This is a genomic window from Corynebacterium hesseae, from assembly GCF_037850265.1.
Classification (GTDB): Bacteria; Actinomycetota; Actinomycetes; order Mycobacteriales; family Mycobacteriaceae; genus Corynebacterium; species Corynebacterium hesseae.
The window spans coordinates 2,650,859-2,669,864 of sequence record NZ_CP137211.1; the positions used below are offsets into that span (position 1 = coordinate 2,650,859).

Annotated in this window: 19 protein-coding genes; 11 read left to right on the plus strand and 8 right to left on the minus strand. The window is 61.6% G+C overall.

Going from position 1 to position 19,006, the window contains the following annotated elements:
• Window position 1: 1 nt before the first annotated feature.
• Window positions 2–574, minus strand: coding sequence for a VanZ family protein (locus tag R3O64_RS12380; RefSeq protein ID WP_250224421.1), 573 nt, complete (start codon window positions 572–574; stop codon window positions 2–4).
• An 86-nt stretch (window positions 575–660) separates the two neighbouring features.
• On the opposite strand from R3O64_RS12380, the gene R3O64_RS12385 reads away from it, so the two are divergent.
• On the plus strand, window positions 661–1,626 hold the full coding sequence (locus R3O64_RS12385) for an MDR family oxidoreductase (protein ID WP_339017030.1): 966 nt from the start codon (window positions 661–663) through the stop codon (window positions 1,624–1,626).
• Between the two features lie 30 nt (window positions 1,627–1,656).
• On the opposite strand, the gene metS is transcribed toward R3O64_RS12385, so the two are convergent.
• The 5 genes from metS to R3O64_RS12410 form a co-directional block, all read right to left on the minus strand.
• Window positions 1,657–1,821 (minus strand): methionine/alanine import NSS transporter subunit MetS, encoded by a 165-nt coding sequence (gene metS / locus R3O64_RS12390; RefSeq protein ID WP_070524180.1) that lies wholly within the window; start codon window positions 1,819–1,821, stop codon window positions 1,657–1,659.
• Between the two features lie 25 nt (window positions 1,822–1,846).
• Window positions 1,847–3,466 carry a sodium-dependent transporter gene (locus R3O64_RS12395; protein ID WP_339017031.1) on the minus strand — a complete coding sequence of 540 codons (1,620 nt, stop codon included), beginning with the start codon at window positions 3,464–3,466 and terminating at the stop codon, window positions 1,847–1,849.
• A gap of 275 nt (window positions 3,467–3,741) precedes the next feature.
• Window positions 3,742–5,067, minus strand: coding sequence for an MFS transporter (locus tag R3O64_RS12400; RefSeq protein WP_070561830.1), 1,326 nt, complete (start codon window positions 5,065–5,067; stop codon window positions 3,742–3,744).
• A gap of 106 nt (window positions 5,068–5,173) precedes the next feature.
• On the minus strand, window positions 5,174–6,439 hold the full coding sequence (locus R3O64_RS12405; protein WP_154736235.1) for an AMP-binding protein: 1,266 nt from the start codon (window positions 6,437–6,439) through the stop codon (window positions 5,174–5,176).
• Between the two features lie 336 nt (window positions 6,440–6,775).
• Window positions 6,776–7,405, minus strand: a complete 630-nt coding sequence (locus tag R3O64_RS12410) for a TetR/AcrR family transcriptional regulator (protein WP_070561834.1) — start codon at window positions 7,403–7,405, stop codon at window positions 6,776–6,778.
• A 103-nt stretch (window positions 7,406–7,508) separates the two neighbouring features.
• On the opposite strand from R3O64_RS12410, the gene R3O64_RS12415 reads away from it, so the two are divergent.
• From R3O64_RS12415 to R3O64_RS12460, 10 genes are all read left to right on the plus strand, one after another.
• Window positions 7,509–7,967, plus strand: a complete 459-nt coding sequence (locus R3O64_RS12415; protein WP_154736134.1) for a hotdog fold thioesterase — start codon at window positions 7,509–7,511, stop codon at window positions 7,965–7,967.
• 151 nt (window positions 7,968–8,118) lie between these two features.
• The gene (paaA, locus tag R3O64_RS12420; RefSeq protein ID WP_070561838.1) at window positions 8,119–9,105 is read left to right on the plus strand and encodes a 1,2-phenylacetyl-CoA epoxidase subunit PaaA; all 987 of its coding nucleotides are present in this window, start codon (window positions 8,119–8,121) and stop codon (window positions 9,103–9,105) included.
• A gap of 47 nt (window positions 9,106–9,152) precedes the next feature.
• Window positions 9,153–9,440, plus strand: a complete 288-nt coding sequence (gene paaB, locus R3O64_RS12425) for a 1,2-phenylacetyl-CoA epoxidase subunit PaaB (RefSeq protein ID WP_039672784.1) — start codon at window positions 9,153–9,155, stop codon at window positions 9,438–9,440.
• On the plus strand, window positions 9,437–10,273 hold the full coding sequence (paaC, locus tag R3O64_RS12430) for a 1,2-phenylacetyl-CoA epoxidase subunit PaaC (protein ID WP_339017032.1): 837 nt from the start codon (window positions 9,437–9,439) through the stop codon (window positions 10,271–10,273). Before paaB ends, paaC begins: the two co-directional genes overlap by 4 nt.
• 27 nt (window positions 10,274–10,300) lie before the next feature.
• Window positions 10,301–10,840, plus strand: a complete 540-nt coding sequence (paaD, locus tag R3O64_RS12435; RefSeq protein ID WP_070684603.1) for a 1,2-phenylacetyl-CoA epoxidase subunit PaaD — start codon at window positions 10,301–10,303, stop codon at window positions 10,838–10,840.
• A complete protein-coding gene (paaE, locus tag R3O64_RS12440; RefSeq protein ID WP_339017033.1) occupies window positions 10,840–12,000 on the plus strand; it encodes a 1,2-phenylacetyl-CoA epoxidase subunit PaaE in 1,161 nt (386 codons plus the stop codon). Before paaD ends, paaE begins: the two co-directional genes overlap by 1 nt.
• An 11-nt stretch (window positions 12,001–12,011) precedes the next feature.
• The gene (locus R3O64_RS12445) at window positions 12,012–12,788 is read left to right on the plus strand and encodes an enoyl-CoA hydratase/isomerase family protein (RefSeq protein WP_239249183.1); all 777 of its coding nucleotides are present in this window, start codon (window positions 12,012–12,014) and stop codon (window positions 12,786–12,788) included.
• A 50-nt stretch (window positions 12,789–12,838) separates the two neighbouring features.
• A complete protein-coding gene (locus R3O64_RS12450) occupies window positions 12,839–14,035 on the plus strand; it encodes a thiolase family protein (RefSeq protein ID WP_144014793.1) in 1,197 nt (398 codons plus the stop codon).
• Window positions 14,036–14,803, plus strand: coding sequence for an enoyl-CoA hydratase/isomerase family protein (locus tag R3O64_RS12455; RefSeq protein WP_070561850.1), 768 nt, complete (start codon window positions 14,036–14,038; stop codon window positions 14,801–14,803).
• A gap of 28 nt (window positions 14,804–14,831) precedes the next feature.
• Window positions 14,832–15,683, plus strand: a complete 852-nt coding sequence (locus R3O64_RS12460; protein ID WP_070561852.1) for a 3-hydroxyacyl-CoA dehydrogenase family protein — start codon at window positions 14,832–14,834, stop codon at window positions 15,681–15,683.
• Here the strand turns inward: R3O64_RS12460 and R3O64_RS12465 are convergent.
• Both R3O64_RS12465 and R3O64_RS12470 read right to left on the minus strand, forming a co-directional pair.
• Window positions 15,671–16,408, minus strand: a complete 738-nt coding sequence (locus R3O64_RS12465; RefSeq protein ID WP_070561854.1) for a response regulator — start codon at window positions 16,406–16,408, stop codon at window positions 15,671–15,673. The genes R3O64_RS12460 and R3O64_RS12465 overlap by 13 nt on opposite strands.
• Complete coding sequence (locus R3O64_RS12470; RefSeq protein WP_339017036.1) at window positions 16,405–19,002, minus strand: ATP-binding protein; 2,598 nt, start codon at window positions 19,000–19,002, stop codon at window positions 16,405–16,407. Before R3O64_RS12470 ends, R3O64_RS12465 begins: the two co-directional genes overlap by 4 nt.
• Window positions 19,003–19,006: the final 4 nt, after the last annotated feature.

Genomic DNA, 19,006 nt, shown 5'->3' on the forward strand with positions numbered 1-19,006 from the left:
ACTACAGCACCACCAAAGCGAGGAGCACCACCGCTGCCAGCGCAAGGAGGAATCCCAGGCGCCGCAGAATCTTTGTCTGCCCTTCGCGCCCCAAGCGCGCCATGAGTACGGCGCCGAGAACAGAACCCACGGTGTTGTATAGAAGGTCATCGACATCGCTAAAGCCCAGGGCAAAGATATACTGGGCGCTTTCTATGCACAGGCTGACCATCAGGCCGATGAGCATCGCCCCGCCCAGGCCCCATTTAATACCCGACAGGTTGCGTCCCGCTACGTAGAGCGCCGCGCCCAGCGGCATGAAGAGAGCGATATTTCCCACGAGGTCGGTCCACCCGCCGTACCACACGGAAGAGTTCTCAAAACCGCCTAAGAGCTGGGTGTTCACCTGGCGCACGGCATGCGCGGAGCCGTCAACCACGCCTGGGATGTCCATGAATGGCTTGCCCACCGTCGCCAGCATCACGACCACCAAGGACAGGGCCGCGACTAGGAAGGAATCACGAAGCTGGTGCCGATACGGATCCGGCGCGGGCCGCAGCCTATTGCGCGGGTGTTGAGCTTTAATCCCAGTCATGCGCTTCACCCTAACGATGTTCTCTGGACGCTGGCTGAAGCATTAGCCGGAAAACGCTGCTTCACATCCTCTGTACGATAGTGCCCATGAGCACACTTATTGTCACTCGCACGGAGTCCGGAGTAACTCATTCTTTCCAGGAGCAGCCCCTGCTCGGGGAAGGTGACACGGTTGTAGATGTGCAGTTTTCTTCCCTCAATTACAAGGACGCCATGGCCTTGGAGGGTGACAAAGGCGTCATGCGCATCGATCCCCTCGTTCCCGGCATCGATGTGGTGGGCACCGTGGCGGAGACCTCTGATTCCCGCTTGAACCCCGGCCAACTTGTAGTCGCCTGCGGCGATGGCTTGGGCGAATTCCGCCACGGCGGCTACACCACCCGCCAGCGCGTCAATGCAGAGGCCACCATCCCCGTGCCTCAGCGCTTCAGCGCACACGATGCCGCCGCAATCGGCACGGCCGGCTACACCGCCGCTATCTGCGTGAACCAGCTGCGCGCGCACGGCACGACACAGGGCCATATCTTGGTCACCGGCGCCACTGGCGGCGTGGGCTCCGTCGCGGTCCAGCTGCTCAAGTCCGCTGGCTACGAGGTCACCGCCGTCACCGGCCGCGTGGATTCCCAGTCGGACTACCTCACCGCACTCGGCGCAGATCACGTTCTGGACCGCGCGGAGTTGTCGGAGACCGGCCGCCCGCTGCAGAAGGCGCTGTACGACGGCGCGATTGACACCGCCGGCTCCACCGTCCTGGCCAACGTGTTGGCGCAGGTGCGCTGGGGTGGTGTGGTTGCGGCCACCGGTATGGCGGCTGGCCCGGACCTGCCCGCTTCGGTGCTGCCGTTCATCTTGCGCGGCATCGTACTGGCCGGCGGGAACTCCGTCGACGCGCCCCGCGCGGTGCGCGAGGCTGCCTGGCAGCTTCTCGACGAACACCTCGACCTCAGCATGCTGAACTCGATCACGGAAACGGTGGCGCTTTCCGACGTCGCCACCGCAGCCACCGAGCTACGCGCCGGCTCCCGCCACGGGCGCACGGTGGTCGAGATTTAGGCCGACGCAGAGCTCACCGCGTCCCGCCGTTTAGTGCACGCGGTGGGACAGGGATTCGTCGTCTGTGCCGAGGGCATTGCCCAGCTCGCCCGTGGTGTCATCGTCGCTGCGGGCCAGCCAAATAGAGGAGAGCACCAGCCCGCCCCAGATGACGACGACGAAGAGGATGAAGAGCAGGATTGCGCTTGTAGTCATTGTCGTTGGCCTTTCCTAATACTCGTTACTTGTCGTCAGTGTTCGGTGCGGCTGTAGTACCCGCGGCAAGCGGGTTCGGGGTGCCGGCTGGGCGCCCACCTACGGGGACGCCGTAGTCCGAGGTCTCCATGCCATCCAGGTACTTGTTCCCGCGGAAGGCCACCAGCGGCATGAGGAAGCTAGCGAGCAGGATGAGACCCAGCACCGCCCAGCCAAAGAGGCCAATCTGGGTGGAGGAGTAGCCTTCATAGCCCTCGCGGGCAATGGTGAGGATCTCGTTGACCAGGAAGTAGACCAGCAGCAGCGGGGTGGCGATGAAGGTCAAGAACTGCCAGAAGCCACCGACCTTGAACTGCGATACAGCATTGAGGTGCTGCTGGATCTCGCGGCGGCGGCCGGTGACCCAGCCGACGACTACGAGGGCGCAGATAGAGCCGAAGACGATGCCCAGGTTGTTGGTGAACTTATCCATGATGTCCAGCGTGACCAGCCCCGAGGACGTGGAGAAGAGGACACACGACACCACGGCCATGGTGCCGCCTACGGTGATGGCGGAAACGCGGCGAGAGATGTTGAACTTATCTGCCACGGCGGAGACGACGACTTCCATGATGGAAATCAGCGAGGTCACGCCGGCCAGGAAGAGGGAGCCGAAGAAGAGAACGCCGAACAGTCCGCCGAGCGGCATGAGGTTGATGATCGTCGGGAACGCAATGAAGGCTAGGCCGATGCCGGAGGATGCCACCTCATCCACAGCCACGCCCTGCTGGGCGGCCATGTAGCCCAGGGTGGCGAAGACGCCGATGCCGGCCAGCACCTCGAAAGAGGAATTAGCAAAGGCCGTAACCAGGCCGGTGTTGGTGAGGTTGGTGCGCGGCTTGAGGTAGGAGGCGTAGGTAATCATGATGCCGAAGCCAATGGACAGGGAGAAGAAGATCTGACCGTAGGCGGCGATCCACACCGACGGGTTGCTCAGCACGGACCAATCCGGGGTGAAGAAGGCGTTGAGGCCCTCGGCGGCGCCGTCGAGGAAGAAGGCACGGATGACCAGGATGATGAACATGACGGCCAGGACAGGCAGGAAGATGGAGGTCAGCTTGCCGATGCCCTCGTTGATGCTCGTGGCCAACGTGGCAATGCAGACGATCCACACGAGGACCATGACGCCAAGGATGGACGGGACGATGTGCCCTGAGTAGGTCGCCTCCGGCTCTGCTTGGAGGAAGTCACCCATGAAGTACTCCGCAGGATCATCGCCCCATGCCTGGGTCACGGACTTAACGGTGTAGAGCGCCGCCCAGGCAATGATGGCGGCGTAGTAGATGGCGATGAAGAAGTTCACGCCGACCTTGAACCAGCCGATTCCCTCCCAGCGGCTGCTGATGCGTCGGAAGGCCAGCGGCGCGGAACCACGGAAGCGGTGACCAATAGCCAGGTCGAACCACAGGATGGGAATACCGGCGGTGAGCAGGGCAACCATGTACGGGATGAGGAAGGCACCGCCACCGTTGTCATAGGCAACATACGGGAAGCGCCAGATGTTACCCAGGCCAACGGCGGAGCCGATAGCAGCCATGAGGAAGACAAAGCGCGTATTGAAGGTATCGCGCGTTGAGCGAGTCTTGTGCGGGGTTGATGTGGTCATGAGAGAACTTTCTTCTTGAGCAAATATCGCGCACGAGCAAGACCGCAGGAATTGTTTATACGGGCCGCGTACGACGAGTATTAGCGAGAATCTTAGCCTACCTGCCAACCTATAGGTACCGTTTTGAGTTTTTATTTCTTGGCATCTAGCCCACCCCAACCCCATGGTCAGGAGCCCAAAACCGACAAACCCCTCAACGCCTATCCCCTGCCCGAAACGATGGGGTCCGGGAGGAAGCTAAGCGATGAAGGGTAACGGGGGAAGAAGCCGCGCGACTATACGTGCAGATCGCGGTCTTGAATCCCCTTGGGAACGGCGAGCACACCGATGAGGGAGACAATCGAAATCGCGACGCCATAAGCCGCGATAGCCATGGAGGTCTCAAACTTCGTGTAAAGCATCTCCGCGATCATCGGGGCGAAAGCACCACCGATAATGGAGCCGAAGGCATAGCCGATGGACACGCCTGACAGGCGCACCTTCACCGGGAACATCTCCGCGTACATCGCCGATTGCGGGCCATAGCTCGCGCCCAAGATGACGCCAAGGAGGAACACGGCCGCGCCGAAAAGCATGACATTGCCGGAATCGACCGCAAGGAATACCGGGGTGATGTAGAGCGCCAAGACGATGTAACCACCAATGAATGTCGTACGGCGCCCAATCTTGTCAGACAGGTGGCCAAAGTACAGCGTTCCGAAGAACCAACCGACAGACGCGATAAGGGCAACGGCTAGGGCTTGCGGGCGCGTATAGCCCACGACCTTCGTGCCATAAGCAGTGAAGTAGGCGATGACGAAGTAGCCGATAGCGTTGTTAGCGGCAAAGATGAGCGCGCACTTGATCACGGTTCCCAAGTGCCCCTTGAACAGGACTGCCAGCGGTGCGGAGGACTTTTCCTTCAGCTCTTCCATTTCCGCGAAAGCCGGGGACTCTTCTACTGCTCGGCGAATGAGGTAGCCGAGGACAATGAGCACCACAGAAGACAGAAATGGAATGCGCCAACCCCATGCAACGAACTGCTCTGGGGTCAGGACAGTGGAGAGGACCAGCATGAAAATGGTGGCAAGGAACATACCGAGAGGCACGCCCACCTGCGGGAAAGCGCCAAACAGTCCTCGCTTTCCTTGCGGTGCGTGTTCCACCGACAGCATCGCTGCGCCGCCCCATTCACCGCCTGCAGAAAGGCCTTGAAGGATGCGCAGGACCACCAACAAAATGGGCGCCGCCATGCCGATGGATGCATAGGTCGGCAGCACACCCATCAACATCGTGGCCAGACCCATGCCAACCAACGTGACCACAAGCACCGGCTTGCGGCCAAGCCTGTCACCCAAGTGGCCGGCCAGAATTGCACCGAGTGGGCGGAAGAGGAAGGAGATGCCCAGCGACGCCCAGGAAATGATCTGCGCGAGCGAGGCGCTTTCATTGGAGACCGGATCGAAATACTGGGTAGCAAAGATCAGGCCGGCGGCCTGGGCATAAATGAAGAAGTCGAACCATTCAATAGTGGTTCCGACCATCGAACCAGCGAGCACACGCTTGTGCTCTGTTGTGATTCCCGGCCCTTGGGCAGGCTGTTGGGTGACTGGTGCAGACATAGTGGGATTCTTTTCTCTATGGGTGCAGAAGCACGGTGGATACAGTTAAGCCAGTGAAAAAGGGACAAATGCTGAGCTAAGACGCGCCGGAAGGGCCGAGAACGGACTACTTATCGCGGTTGTCGACGATCCTCTTTGCCTTGCCCTCACCGCAATCGACATGGTCAGTGATTTCCACACCTACGGTGATGCCGATGCGCTCCTTGATCTGTTTCTTCAACCACTGGGCAGAAGCGTCGACCTGATCAGGGGTTGCCTCCGAGGAGTGCTCAACCACTAGGGTGAGGTGGTCCATGCGGCCGCGCTTGCTCAGCACGCACTGGTAACGCGGGCGCAGCACGCGGTCCTCGGTGATGATCTCTTCGAACTGCGACGGGAAGCAGTTCACGCCGCGCAGGATGATCATGTCATCGTTACGAGCGGAAATGCGGTCGATGCGACGCATCGAACGCGCAGTACCCGGGAGCAAACGGGTGATGTCGTGGGTGCGGTAGCGGATGATCGGGAAGGCCTCCTTCGTCAGGGAAGAGATGACCAACTCGCCGTACTCGCCGTCCGGCACCGGCTGAAGGGTGTCAGGATCGATAATCTCTGGATAGAAGTGGTCTTCCCAAACGGTCAGTCCGTCCTTGGTCTCAACACACTCCTGAGCCACGCCAGGGCCCATCACCTCGGAGAGGCCGTAGATATCGGTGGCCGTGATACCGAAGCCTTCCTCGAGCTCGCGACGCATTCCCTCGCTCCAGGGCTCAGCGCCAAAGACGCCGGCGCGCAGGGAGGATTCGCGCGGGTCCAGGCCTTCCTTACGCATGCGGTCAAGGAGGTTGAGCACGTAGGACGGGGTGCCCAGAATCGCGTCCGGCTGGAAGTCCTGCATGATCTGAATCTGACGCTCCGTCTGGCCACCGGAGGTAGGAATTGCCGTAGCGCCCAAGGCTTCAACGCCATAGTGGGCACCCAGGCCGCCAGTAAAAAGACCATAGCCGAACGTAATCTGCACCTTATCGCTCTTTCGCAGGCCACCTGCCCGCAGCGAACGAGCTACGAGCTCCGCCCAAATGCGCACGTCGTTTTCGGTATAGCCCACGACGGTCGGGCGTCCGGTGGTCCCGGAAGAGGCGTGAATGCGCGAAATCTGGTTCTGGCCTACGGCAAACATTCCGAAGGGGTATTCCGCACGGAGAGTTTCTTTATCCGTGAACGGGAACTGCGCAAAGTCCGACAGCTCCTTGAAGTCATCCGGGTGAACACCCTTCTCATCAAACGCGCGGCGGTAGTGCGGGACGTTGTAGTACGCGTGGCGCAGCTCATTCTTCGCGCGTGCGGTCTGCAGCGCGATGATTTCATCTCGGGAAGCGTACTCAATACCCATCTGGGGGCCGTGGTGGTCGGAGAAAATGTCAAACGTTGCGGTCACGTCATTTGCCTTTCATTTCGAGGAGAGGGGAACCACACCCTTTAAGCTCCCTCGAAAGTGCTGCAAGAAGTTGGTTAGCTGGGACAACGCACAACACGTGCGATACTTACTTACCGTTCGGTTAGGTAAGTCTTGTGACGTACACTACAGACCACAGCGGTGATAGACAACACATTTACACCAAGTCTTTGAACCACGGCACATCTATGCAGGCCACGGCGGTTTCACACGCAAAAGAAGCCCCCACCCCCGAATTGAGCGACAACGCCGGGGCGAAACGCAGGTTCGGAGCTACTTCATTGCGTGCGGCGCTAGGCCGCTGAAAACAACACTTTCAAACGTGTTGGCCAGCTCCTCGGCATCGATTCGCCCTTCCGGCTCGTACCAATCGGACGTCGAGTTGATCATTCCAAAAATCATGCGCGTCAACAGCGGGGCTTCAATGTCGGAGCGGATAGCACCCTCCTCCTGGGCTTCCTCCACCAGCGGAATCACAGAACGCGTCAACACCCGACGGCGCTCAAGCGCGGAGCGCTCCACCTCGGAGTTACCCCGCAACCGGAGCAAGAGCGCAACGGACTTCGGGTCAGAGCACAGCACCTCAATCGAGCCACGCAGCAGCCCACGTACCTTCTCCCCCGCCGAGAGATCGGCCGCCGCCATCTCCTCCGCAACCGCTTCCAACCGTTTCAGCGCCTGGACCACCGTGAGCTCCAGGATCTCTTCCTTCGAAGAAATGTGGTGATAGAGCGCAGACTTGGAGATCCCCAATTCACTCGCCACGTTATCCATCGACGTGGCGTCGTAACCGCGGGCAGTAAAAGCGCGGACAGCTGCACGAATGACATCTTCACGGGAGTAGCCGGGGCGGCCACGGACCGCGCCCTGAGCGATGGACTTCTCTTTATTCACGCAGTCCATTCAAGCAGAGAGCCCCGGGCGCCGTTAGACTAGTGAGCCACCACACCCCTTTACCCGCTCCCTCGGTAGCGCTGCGGAAGGCCCTTCCCAAGGAGGAATTCCCATGAGCACCGAACACCCCATCCTCGCCCCCGGCGTCGCCGAAGGCCCCGAGTTTACCCACGTGCGCGCCATGTTCGATGACGACCGAGCCACTGCGGAAATTGGCGCGAGAATCACCACGTTGGACCTCGGCAAATGCGAAGGCCACTTCACCATCCGCCCAGAGATGTGCAATGGGCATGGCACAGCGCAAGGTGGCTATCTGTACATGTTCGCCGATTCCATCTTCGCCGGCGCCTGCAACTCCGGTGGCGAGTTGGCCGTCGCCGCGCACAACTCAATCCACTACATCGCCCCCGCCTTCGAAGGGGACGTCGTTGATGGCGTCGGGATAACCCGCCAAGCCTGGGGACGCAATGGCGTCGTCGATGTCACCCTCAGCATCAAGGGAAAGCCCATCGCCGAATTCCGCGGCACATTTCGCGTTCTTCCCGCTAAGCCGCAGAACCGTAACTCCTAAAGCCCAGCTACAGACCTAGCAGCGATTCGTTCGAAAATAGGGCACAGCTCACAAACATGGTTGACATAGCTCACACCTGCCCCATATACTGACCAACCAGTCAGTAAGTATCACCGAGCCGACACTGAGCAGAGAGGGAACGATTCCTCCCATGACCCCATCAGAAAAGACACTCGCCGCCGTCCCGGCCGCGGATGACGCACAAGCACAGCAGCACTTCGACGAGCTCATCGCCGAAGACTCCCGCATCGAGCCCACCGACTGGATGCCGGCCGCCTACCGTAAGACCTTGACGCGCCAGATTTCCCAGCACGCACACTCCGAAATCATCGGCATGCAGCCGGAGGCCAACTGGATTACCCGCGCACCGTCACTTAAGCGCAAGGCCATCCTCATGGCGAAGGTGCAGGACGAGGCCGGCCACGGCCTCTACCTCTACTCCGCCGCGGAGACCTTGGGCACGCCGCGCGACGAGCTAGTTCAGCAGCTGCTCGATGGCACCGCCAAGTACTCCTCCATCTTCAACTACCCGGCGCGCACGTGGGCCGACATCGGAGCCATCGGCTGGCTGGTGGATGGCGCCGCCATCTGCAACCAGGTTCCGCTCTGCCGTGCTTCCTACGCACCCTATGGCCGCGCCATGGTTCGCATCTGTAAGGAAGAGTCCTTCCACCAGCGCCAGGGCTGGGAGATCCTCTACGAGCTTTCCCACGGAACCCCCGAGCAGAAGCAGATGGCCCAGGAGGCCATCAACCGTTTCTACGGCCCGGCACTACAGATGTTCGGCCCACCGGACGATGACTCCCCCAACTCCAAGCAGTCCATGGCATGGAACATCAAGCGCTTTTCCAACGACGAGCTGCGCCAGCGCTTCGTGGACATGATCGTCCCGCAGGCCGAGGCCCTTGGCCTGCACTTCGAAGACCCAGACCTGAAGTGGAACGAGGAGCGCGGCCACTATGACTTCGGCGAGCTCGACTGGTCCGAATTCAAGGCCGTCATCAAGGGCGAGGGTCCCTGCAACGTGCAGAGGATGCAGCGGCGTCGCCAAGCACATGCCGACGGCGCCTGGGTCCGCGAAGCCGCCGCGGCCTACGCGGAGAAGCACCACTCGGCTGATACCTCGCTTATCGCCTAAGCCCAAGCACACCGCCCAACCAGCCTCGACACTTTAAGGAAAATTCCATGTCTAGCTCTAACTGGCCCATGTGGGAGGTCTTCGTACGTTCCTCCCGCGGCCTCTCCCACGTCCACGCCGGCTCGCTGCATGCACCGGATGCCACGATGGCCCTGCGCAATGCCCGCGATCTCTACACCCGGCGCAACGAAGGTACCTCCGTCTGGGTCGTGCCCAGCGAAGCCATCGCCTCCTCCGACCCCGACTCCAAGGGCGGATTCTTCGAATCCCCGCAGGGTAAGAGCTACCGCCACGCCACCTACTACGACAAGTCGGAAGGAGTGCCGCACCTGTGACCGGATTTGCAGCCGCCGATTCTGCGACGAAGCAATCGCAGGGCAACGGCATCACCGCAGAAGACATCGCCGCTTCCGGCGCAGTCGCCCCCGAGGACACCGCACGCTATGCCCTCATGTTGGGCGATGACGCCCTCATCTTGGCCCAGCGATTGGGTTGGTGGATTTCGCGGGCACCAGAGATGGAAGAAGATATTGCCTTGGGCAACATCGCCCTCGATCTCATCGGGCACGCCCGCTTCCTGCTGACCTACGCCGGTACCGCATGGGGCAAGACCGAGGATGACTTGGCCTACTTCCGTAACGAGGAGGAGTTCCGCTCCGCGCGCCTCGTCGAACAGGAGAACGGGGACTTCGGCTACACCATCGCCCGCCAGCTGCTCTTTTCCTATTACCAATACGGGCTCTACACCGCCCTGCTGGAGTCGAAGGATGAGACGCTGGCAGCTATCGCGGCCAAGGCCATCAAGGAAGTTGAGTACCACATCGACCACGCCAACCAGTGGATTCTGCGTCTTGGTCTCGGTACCGAGGAATCCCACCGCCGGATCACGGAGGGCCTGATGTACATGTGGCCCTACCTCGACGAGCTTTTCGAGGACCTCCCGCTCCACGAGAAGCTCGCGGCAGAAGGCATCGCCGTTCTTCCTTCCAGCCTGCGCGCACAGTTCGATGAGCGCATCGCCTATGTCCTGGACAAGGCTGGCCTATCCATCCCGGACGTCAAGCAGGCGCGCTCCGGGCAACGCACTGGACGCTTCTCCGAGCACCGCGGCTACATCCTCGCAGAGATGCAATCCTTGGCGCGCCAGCACCCCGGCGCGACGTGGTAAAGAAAAGGAAAGGACCAAGGTTTCATCGTGTCCATCACAGACAAATCCCACCCGCTGCGCCCCACGCAGCCTGACGACGCCCACGTGTGGGACGTCGCCGCCGAGGTACCCGATCCGGAAATCCCTGTCATTTCCATCGCTGACCTTGGGATCCTCCGAGATGCTCGTCTCGAAGGCGACACCGCGGTGGCCACGATTACCCCGACCTATTCCGGATGCCCCGCCATGGAGCACATCACGGCGGACATCACCAAAGCATTGGCGGATGCCGGCTACGCCAAGGTACGCGTTGACCTCGTGCTCCAGCCCGCGTGGTCTACCGACTGGATGACGGAGACTGGCCGGCAAAACCTCAAGGACTATGGCATTGCCCCTCCCTCCGGGAAAACCCGGGCCACGCCGGAAGGCCCCATCCCGCTAACGCTTGGACCGCCGCCGGCCATCGAATGCCCTCACTGTGGCTCCCGCCGCACTCGTAAGCTTGCCCAATTCGGTTCCACGTCCTGCAAGGCCCTCTACAACTGCCAGGACTGCTTGGAACCCTTCGACTACTTCAAGGTGCACTAATGACCACGACCCCGTCTGCCCCCGCAAAGAAGAAGGCCACGTTCAACACCCTGACCGTGTCCGACGTGCGCGCATTGACTGAGGACTCCGTGGAGGTTTCCTTCGCCATCCCTCCGGAGCTGCAAGACGACTATGACTACATCCCCGGCCAGTACGTTGCCCTGCGGGCGACTATCGACGGTCAGGAAGTCCGCCGCTCCTATTCCATCTGCGATGTGCCACGCGACGGTATCCTGCGCGTCGCCATTAAGCGTGACCGCGGTGGCGTGTTCTCCACGTGGGCCAACGACACCCTGAAGCCCGGCGACACCATGGACGTGATGAACCCGCAGGGCGCGTTCACCTCAAAGACCCACCTCACCGGTCTCAACAACCCCGAGGCCGTGCGCGAAGAGCTGGAGAAGCTAGAGAACCCACACCTCGTGGCCATTGCAGCGGGCTCCGGCATCACGCCGATCATGGCCATCGCCCAGACCGTGCTCCATACCTCCCCCGACACCACATTTGAGCTCATCTTTGCCAACAAGGGCGGCGGCGACGTCATGTTCGCCGAGGAGATCGGTGACCTCAAGGACAAGTTCCCTACCCGCTTTGCCGTGCACCACGTCCTGTCCCGCGAGCAGCGCGTCAATCCGCTGTTTTCTGGGCGCATCGATGCTGAAAAACTCCAGACTCTACTGGATAACGTCGTGCGCACGGACACCGTCGACGAATGGTTCCTCTGCGGCCCCTTCGAGCTGGTGCAGCTGGTCCGCGACGAGCTGGCCAGCCGTGACGTAGGTGAGAAGGACGTGCGCTACGAGCTGTTTACCACCGGCAAGCCCTCCGGAGACCAGAACCAGGCTGGCCGCCACGTGGAGGTCGATCCGGAAGGCGATAACGTCACCATCAACTTCCAGCTCGATGGTCTCTCCGGCTCCGTTGAATCCCCGGTCTCTGCCAATGAGTCTCTGCTCAACGCCGCCTTGCGTGTGCGTTCCGACGTCCCCTTCGCCTGCGCCGGCGGCGTGTGCGGCACCTGCCGCGCCAAGCTGGTCGAGGGCGAGGTCGACATGGCGGAGAACTACGCGCTGGAGGCCGATGAGGTCAAGGCCGGCTACATCCTGACCTGCCAGTCGCGCCCCACCACGCCGAACATCGTCCTCGACTTTGACGCCTAGGAGTAACACACATGATCGACCTGCATCACGACGCCGAAGCCGGAGTCGTCGAGCTCGTACTCAACAACCCCAAGGCCCTCAATTCCCTCGCGGAAGAAGACCTCGCCGAGCTCTCCCGCTCCCTCGATGAGGCCGCGCAGCTTAGCCCCCGCGCGCTCATACTGCGCGGCGAAGGCAAGGGCTTTTGCGCCGGCCGCAACATCAAGGGGCTCAACCCGCGCGAAGACGACGCCACCGCATACCTCGCGGGCGTGGTTACCCCGGTGCTCAAGAAGATCGATAACTTCCCCGCCCCCACCTTCGCCGCCGTGCACGGGCCCTGCCTGGGCGTAGGCCTCGGCCTCGTCTTGGCCTGTGACGTCGTGTACGTCGCCGAAGACGCCAAGTTCGGCTCCCCGTTTGCCAACCTGGGCGCCACCCTGGATTCGGGCGGGCACTCCCTCTTCGTCGAACGTCTAGGAACGCACCGCGCGATGGACCTCATCATCACCGGCGATCTCATCTCCGGCGCGGAGGCAGTGCGCGCGGGGCTCTTCTCCCGCGCCATCCCGGCAGAGGAGCTGCTGGGGTTCACTCGGGACGTCGCCAAGCGCGCAGCCCACGGCGCCACCCAAGCTTTCCTCACCAGCCGCACCCTGGTCCAGGACATCCGCGATAACGGCACTGGGCTGTGGGCCAGCGTCGATGCCGAAAACGTTGCCCAGGGAAAGCTCTGCAATACCGAGGACTACTACGAAGGCTTCGCTGCTTTCAACGAGAAGCGCCCGCCGGTCTTCCACGGACGCTAGACCTCACGACCTTCTACACCACACAACAGCTACAACAGCTAAGGAATCACATGACTGCATACCTGGTATCCGGCTTCCGCACCCCCGTGGGCCGCTATGGCGGCGCACTGTCCTCGGTTCGCCCAGATGACCTCATGGCCACCGCCATCAAGAAGACGGTGGAGGAGGCTGGCCTCGACCCCTCCGCAGTGGATGAAGTCATCATCGGCAACGCCAACGGCGCCGGTGAGGAGAACCGCAACGTTGCCCGCATGTCCTGGCTGCTCGCCGGGTTCCCGGACACCGTTCCGGGCATTACAGTCAACCGCCTGTGCGCGTCAGGTATGTCCTCGATTGCCCTGGCCACTGCCCTCGTGGAATCCGGCCAAGCAGATATCGTCATCGCCGGCGGCGTCGAGTCCATGTCCCGCGCTCCCTGGGTCATGGAGAAGCCGAACAAGCCTTTTGCCAAGCCAGGCCAAGCCTTCGATACCTCCATTGGCTGGCGCTTTGCCAACCCGAAGTTCGCGGAGCAGGAGAAGATGACCTACTCCATGCCGGAGACCGCCGAGGAAGTGGCCAATGTCTTCGGCATTAGCCGCGAGGAAGCCGACGCCTTCGCCGTGCGTTCCCAGGAGCGCGCGCTCGTTGCTATCGAAGCCGGCAAATTCGCCCGGGAGATCGTGCCCGTCGAGGTCACTGACCGCAAGGGCAACGTCACCGTGGTCGATACCGATGAAGGCCCCCGCCCGGGCACCACGATGGAGGTTCTGGCCAAGCTGCGCCCGGTGACCTCCCTGGGAGATGTCACCACGGCGGGCAACGCCTCCTCGCTCAACGACGGCGCCTCCTGCGTCATTGTCGCTTCCGAAGAAGCCCTCAAGAAGCACAACCTGACCGCCCGCGCCCGCGTGGTGGCCAACTCCGCGCGCGGTGTGCGCCCAGAGATCATGGGCACGGGCCCCATCCCGGCGACCCGCGACGTGCTGGAGCGCGCCGGCTGGGAGCTCGACAGCGTGGACGCCGTCGAGCTCAACGAAGCTTTTGCCACTCAGTCACTGGCCTGCATCCGCGAGCTGGGCTTGGACGAGGACAAGGTCAACGCCTGGGGAGGCGCCATCGCGCTGGGCCACCCGCTGGGGTCCTCCGGTTCCCGCATCACGTTGACCCTGCTCAACCGCCTGGAAACGGACGGACTGCGCCGCGGCATCGCCACCATGTGCGTGGGCGTGGGCCAGGGCACCGCGATTGCGATTGAGAGGGTGTAGATGACTACTGCCATTGAGATTTCGACGCGTGGCGAGAACGACGAGATTGTCATCGCCAAGCTCAACCGCCCCGAGGTACGCAACGCCATCGATGAGCAGATGGTGACGGAGTTCCACGAGCTCTGCGCGCAACTCGAATCCGATCCGCGCATCCTCATCATCACCGGCTGCACCGTGGACACCCCGAAGGGCCCTCGCGGCATCTTCGCCTCCGGGGCGGACATCGCGCAGCTTCGTGAGCGCCGTCGCGAGGACGCCCTCCGCGGCATCAACTCCGGCATCTTCCACCGCATCGCCTCACTGCCTGCCCCCGTCATCGCGGCGGTAGATGGCTACGCTCTCGGTGGCGGTCTCGAGCTGGCCTTGGCGGCCGACTTCCGCGTGTCCACGCCCTTTGCCAAGTTTGGGCAGCCCGAGGCCGGATTGGGCATCGCTGCCGCCGCGGGTGCTACCTGGCGCCTCAAGGAGTGCGTGGGCACCCCGCTGGCGAAGGAGATTCTGCTGGCTGGACGCATCCTCAACGGCGAGGAGGCGCTGGCCAACCACCTGGTCAGCGAGCTGCACGAGCCGGATGCGCTTGTCGACGGCGCCCTGGAACTAGCCGGGCGCATTGCCAAGCAAGACCCGCTCGCCGTACGCCTGACCAAGCAGCTCATCGCCATGCCAGATGCTGCGCACCCAGCGGTGGATAACATCGCCCAGGCTGTGCTCTTTGAGTCCCCCGCCAAGTTTGAGCGGATGCAGGCCTTCCTGGACCGCAAGAAATAAACCTTCCACTCACAAGGAGATTCAACTCATGTCCTCAGTACTGCAGGTTCCTGCCAAGGTCGGCGTGCTCGGCGGCGGCCGTATGGGCGCAGGCATCGCTCACGCCTTCCTGGCCGCCGGCGCGTCCGTGACCGTGGTGGATATCAACGATGACGCCGTGGCCGCCGCCCGCGAGCGCGTGCACAAGGCCATCCGCGGCTCCCTCGACCGCGGCGCGGAAGGAACCTTCGAATCCTGGGATGAGCGTCTCAGCTTGTCCACCACTGCCTCCGCCTTTGCTGGCTTCGACCTCGTGATTGAAGCAGTTCCGGAGTCGATGGATCTCAAGGTGGCCGCCTTTAGGGATATTGCTGAGGCGGCCCCGCAGGCCGTCGTCGCCACCAATACCTCCTCGCTGTCGGTATCCCAGTTGGCGGAAAGCATCCCCAACGACGTCATCGGCCTGCACTTCTTCAACCCGGTCCCGGCCTCCAAGCTGGTGGAAGTGGTTATTGCCGAGTCCACCCCGGAAGCGCTCGTGGACACCGCCAAGGGCTGGGTCGAGGGCCTGGGTAAGACCGCCGTAGTGGTCAAGGATGCCCCTGGCTTCGCTTCCTCTCGTCTCGGCGTGGCCATCGCGCTTGAGGCTATCCGCATGGTGGAGGAAGGCGTGGCCTCACCGCGCGATATCGACAACGCCATGGTGCTGGGCTACAAGTTCCCCATCGGCCCGCTGGAGCTGACCGATATCGTGGGCCTGGATGTGCGCCTCGGCATCGCCGAATACCTTGAATCCCAGCTGGGTGAGCGCTTTAGCCCGCCGCAGCTCATGCGCGACATGGTCGCGCGCGGCGAGCTGGGCCGCAAGTCCGGCAAGGGCTTCTACAACTACTCCGAGTAGCCACTCCCTCCCGCGCCCGGCTCTGGCACCACGAAGCGGTACCCCAAGCCGGGCTCCGTGAGGAGGAAGGCGGGATTAGCTGGGTCATCCTCTAGCTTGCGGCGCAACTGGGAGGTGTAAATACGCAGGTAGTGCCCCTGCCCCTCAAAGCCTGGACCCCAGATTTCAGAAAGCAGATCCTCTTTGCGTACCAAGCCGCCGTGGGCGCGAAGCAACGTGGTGAGCACGCCCCACTCGGTGGGGGTCAGGTGCAGCGGCTCACCGTCTTTAGTGATGGAATGGCGCGGAACGTCGATCAGAACGTCCCCGGCGCGTACCACAGCGGTCTCAGTGCGCCTCACTGGACTCTGTGGGCTACCATGTCTTAGCGCCACGCGCACGCGGGCCAGAAGCTCCTCCATAGAGAAGGGCTTGGTGACGTAGTCGTCCGCGCCGCGGTCGAGAGCTGCGGCGCTGAACAGCGGATCAGAGCGTGCCGTCAAGATGATCACCGGTACTGCAGACCATCCGCGGATTCCTTCCAACACGACGGTTCCGTCCATATCCGGTAACCCCATGTCCAAGATGACTACGTCTGGCTGCTGCTGTGACACCACCTGCAGTCCCTCAGCACCTGTACGTGCTGGGTGAACCTCGTAGCCCCGAGCCTTGAAATTAATGCTCAGTGTGTTGAGCAGACGCGGGTCATCGTCCACGATGGCGATGCTAGTTTTCTTCGTCGTCATTTTTGTTCTCCTCCCGCGACGGGAAACCGCAAAATAAAGGTTGCGCCCGGGGTGGCAGCTACCTCGATGCTACCGCCCATGGCCTCCACAAAGCCTTGAACAACAGAAAGGCCAAGGCCCACTCCGTTGTCGTTGCTGGTATCACCCAAACGCTGAAACGCCTGGAACAGTTCCTTCTGTTTCTCCGGCGGGATACCCGGTCCTTCATCGCCGACAATCAGTTCCACCTGTTCGGCGATAGTCTGAGCACTCATCGTCACTTGGCCAGTCGGCGCATAACGCAGGGCGTTATCAAAGAGATTGGCCAAGACACGCTCCATGAGGGCTGCATCCGCGCAGCACGTAACTCCACGCACACTAGGGTCCAAATGGATGCGCCCAATTTGCTCCGGGGAATGCCCAAAGGCGCAGGAAGCGATGGCACGATGAGCCACCTCTGCCACCTCGACGACGTCGTGGCGAGCGGTGATTGCTCCAGCGGTAAGCCGGGAGTAATCCAACAAATTGGTGACCAACCCGGTGAGTTCCTCGATGCTCGCCGCAGTTTCTGCCAAAAGCATATCTTGGTCCTCGGGAGTGAATTCAATGTCGGCATTACGCAATGACGACACCGCCAACTTGGCCGTTGCCAACGGAGTACGCAAATCGTGGCTCACACTCGACAGCAGCGCTCGCCGCAGCTCGTCTGCAGCGGCTATCGCATCAGCGCGCGCGGCCTCAGCAGAAAGCTTTTCGCGGCGAACAATACCCGCGAGATAGCCCGCGACCACGGTGACAAGGCCACGATCCCGGGCAGACAAAGTCGGGCCCGCAAGACGAAGCTGAACCGTCCCATCTTCGCTCGCCACAACGGTGTCCACTGTCTGTTCATGGCGCACTTTCTCGGGAATATGAAGGTGCTTCGAAGTGCGCTCGGGGCTAACTGCGCGCCAGGTGGCAAGGACGTCACCGTTGTCATCCAACAGCTCCGCTCGACGACAATTGAATGCCTCCCCCACCTTGCGCATCACGGCATCTTTCGGGGAAGAATCTGCACGGCGATTCAACGCGGCACGGGAAAACACCGTAAGCAGCTCAGCATCACGCGCAGCCACAGCTGCATTCGCCCGCTCAATCTTGGCGCGGCGCACAAGAATGCCAACTGCCAGAGCGATAGCCACCATGACCACGGCGATGACAGCGTTAGCGGGATCGGCGATGTCGAAGGTATGGATTGGCTCGGTGAAAAACCAATTGACCGCCAAACCGGAAGCCACCGCCACCACCACGGCCGGCCACAGGCCACCCACCAAACTGACAAACAGAATGAGTGCAAAGTAGAACGCAGAACAGGTACCTGTTCCCAAGTCCTGGCCGTCAGCCTGCACTAACAACGCAGTGAGTCCGACGAAGGCCAACGCTGAACTAAGCCACGCGATTGCACGCTGCGGGAAGGGCCGGAAAGGATGCAGCATCCGTGTGAGCGGAAGCGGCTTTTCCGGGGGAAGATTGACAAGGTGGCAGTCAATCGAGCCGGATTCGCGCAGTACTGTCTCTGCTACCGTGCTGTGCCAGTGCACGCCGAAACGCCGCCGCGGCGACACCCCGACAACAAGCTGGGTAGCGTTGACGCTTCGCGCAAAGTTGAGCAGAGCTTCCGGCACGGAGTCCCCAGTAACCTGGTGCAGCCGCGCACCCACATCGTGGGCCAAGGTCTGCAGCCGGGCAAGTTGTTGCGCCGATCCCGCCACCGAAGAGGAACGCGACGTGAAGGAATCACCAAAAACGACGTGGACCACATGCAGTTCCGCCGAAGATTTCGTCGCGATGCGCCGCCCGCGCCGGATCAGGGTCTCAGCATGGGCAACGTTTTGGATGGCCACAACTACCCGCTCACGTGCTTCCCACGTATCGGTGATTTTTTGATCCGAGCGATACGTAATGAGTGCTTCATCAACCTGATCTGCCAGCCAGAGCAGTGCCAACTCGCGCAACGCGGTGAGGTTTCCCACGCGGAAGTAGTTGTTGAGTGCAGGTTCGATGCGTGCTTCGCGGTACACGTGTCCGTCGCTAAGCCGGGTGCGCAGAAGCTGCGGGGAGACGTCGACCAACTCGATCTCATTCGCAGCACGCACTACCTCATCCGGCACTGTTTCCTGCGGTGCGATGCCCGTGATCTGCTTGACTACATCGTTGAGGCTTTCCAGATGCTGGATATTGAGAGTCGAGATGACGTCGATTCCGGCATCCAGAATCTCTTCGATGTCTTCCCAGCGCTTCTCGTGCTCTTCGTCACGAGGATTGGAGTGGGCAAACTCATCGACAAGGACAATGTCAGGTTTCCGCGTGATGACCGCAAAGGTATCCAACTCCCCGGCGGACAGACCGTCAACGGTGCGCCGCGGAATGATCTCCAAACCCTCGCACAAGGCTTTCGTATATGCGCGACCGTGGTCTTCCACAATGCCGACGACAACGTCACGGCCTTGGTTAATCAGCGTGTGCGCCTCACTAAGCATGGCGCAGGTTTTGCCCGCGCCAGGAGCGGCGCCCAACAAAATCTTCAAGGTGCCGCGTTTGGTGCGCGAGGACGGCGCAGTTGCTTCGGTCAACATTGCT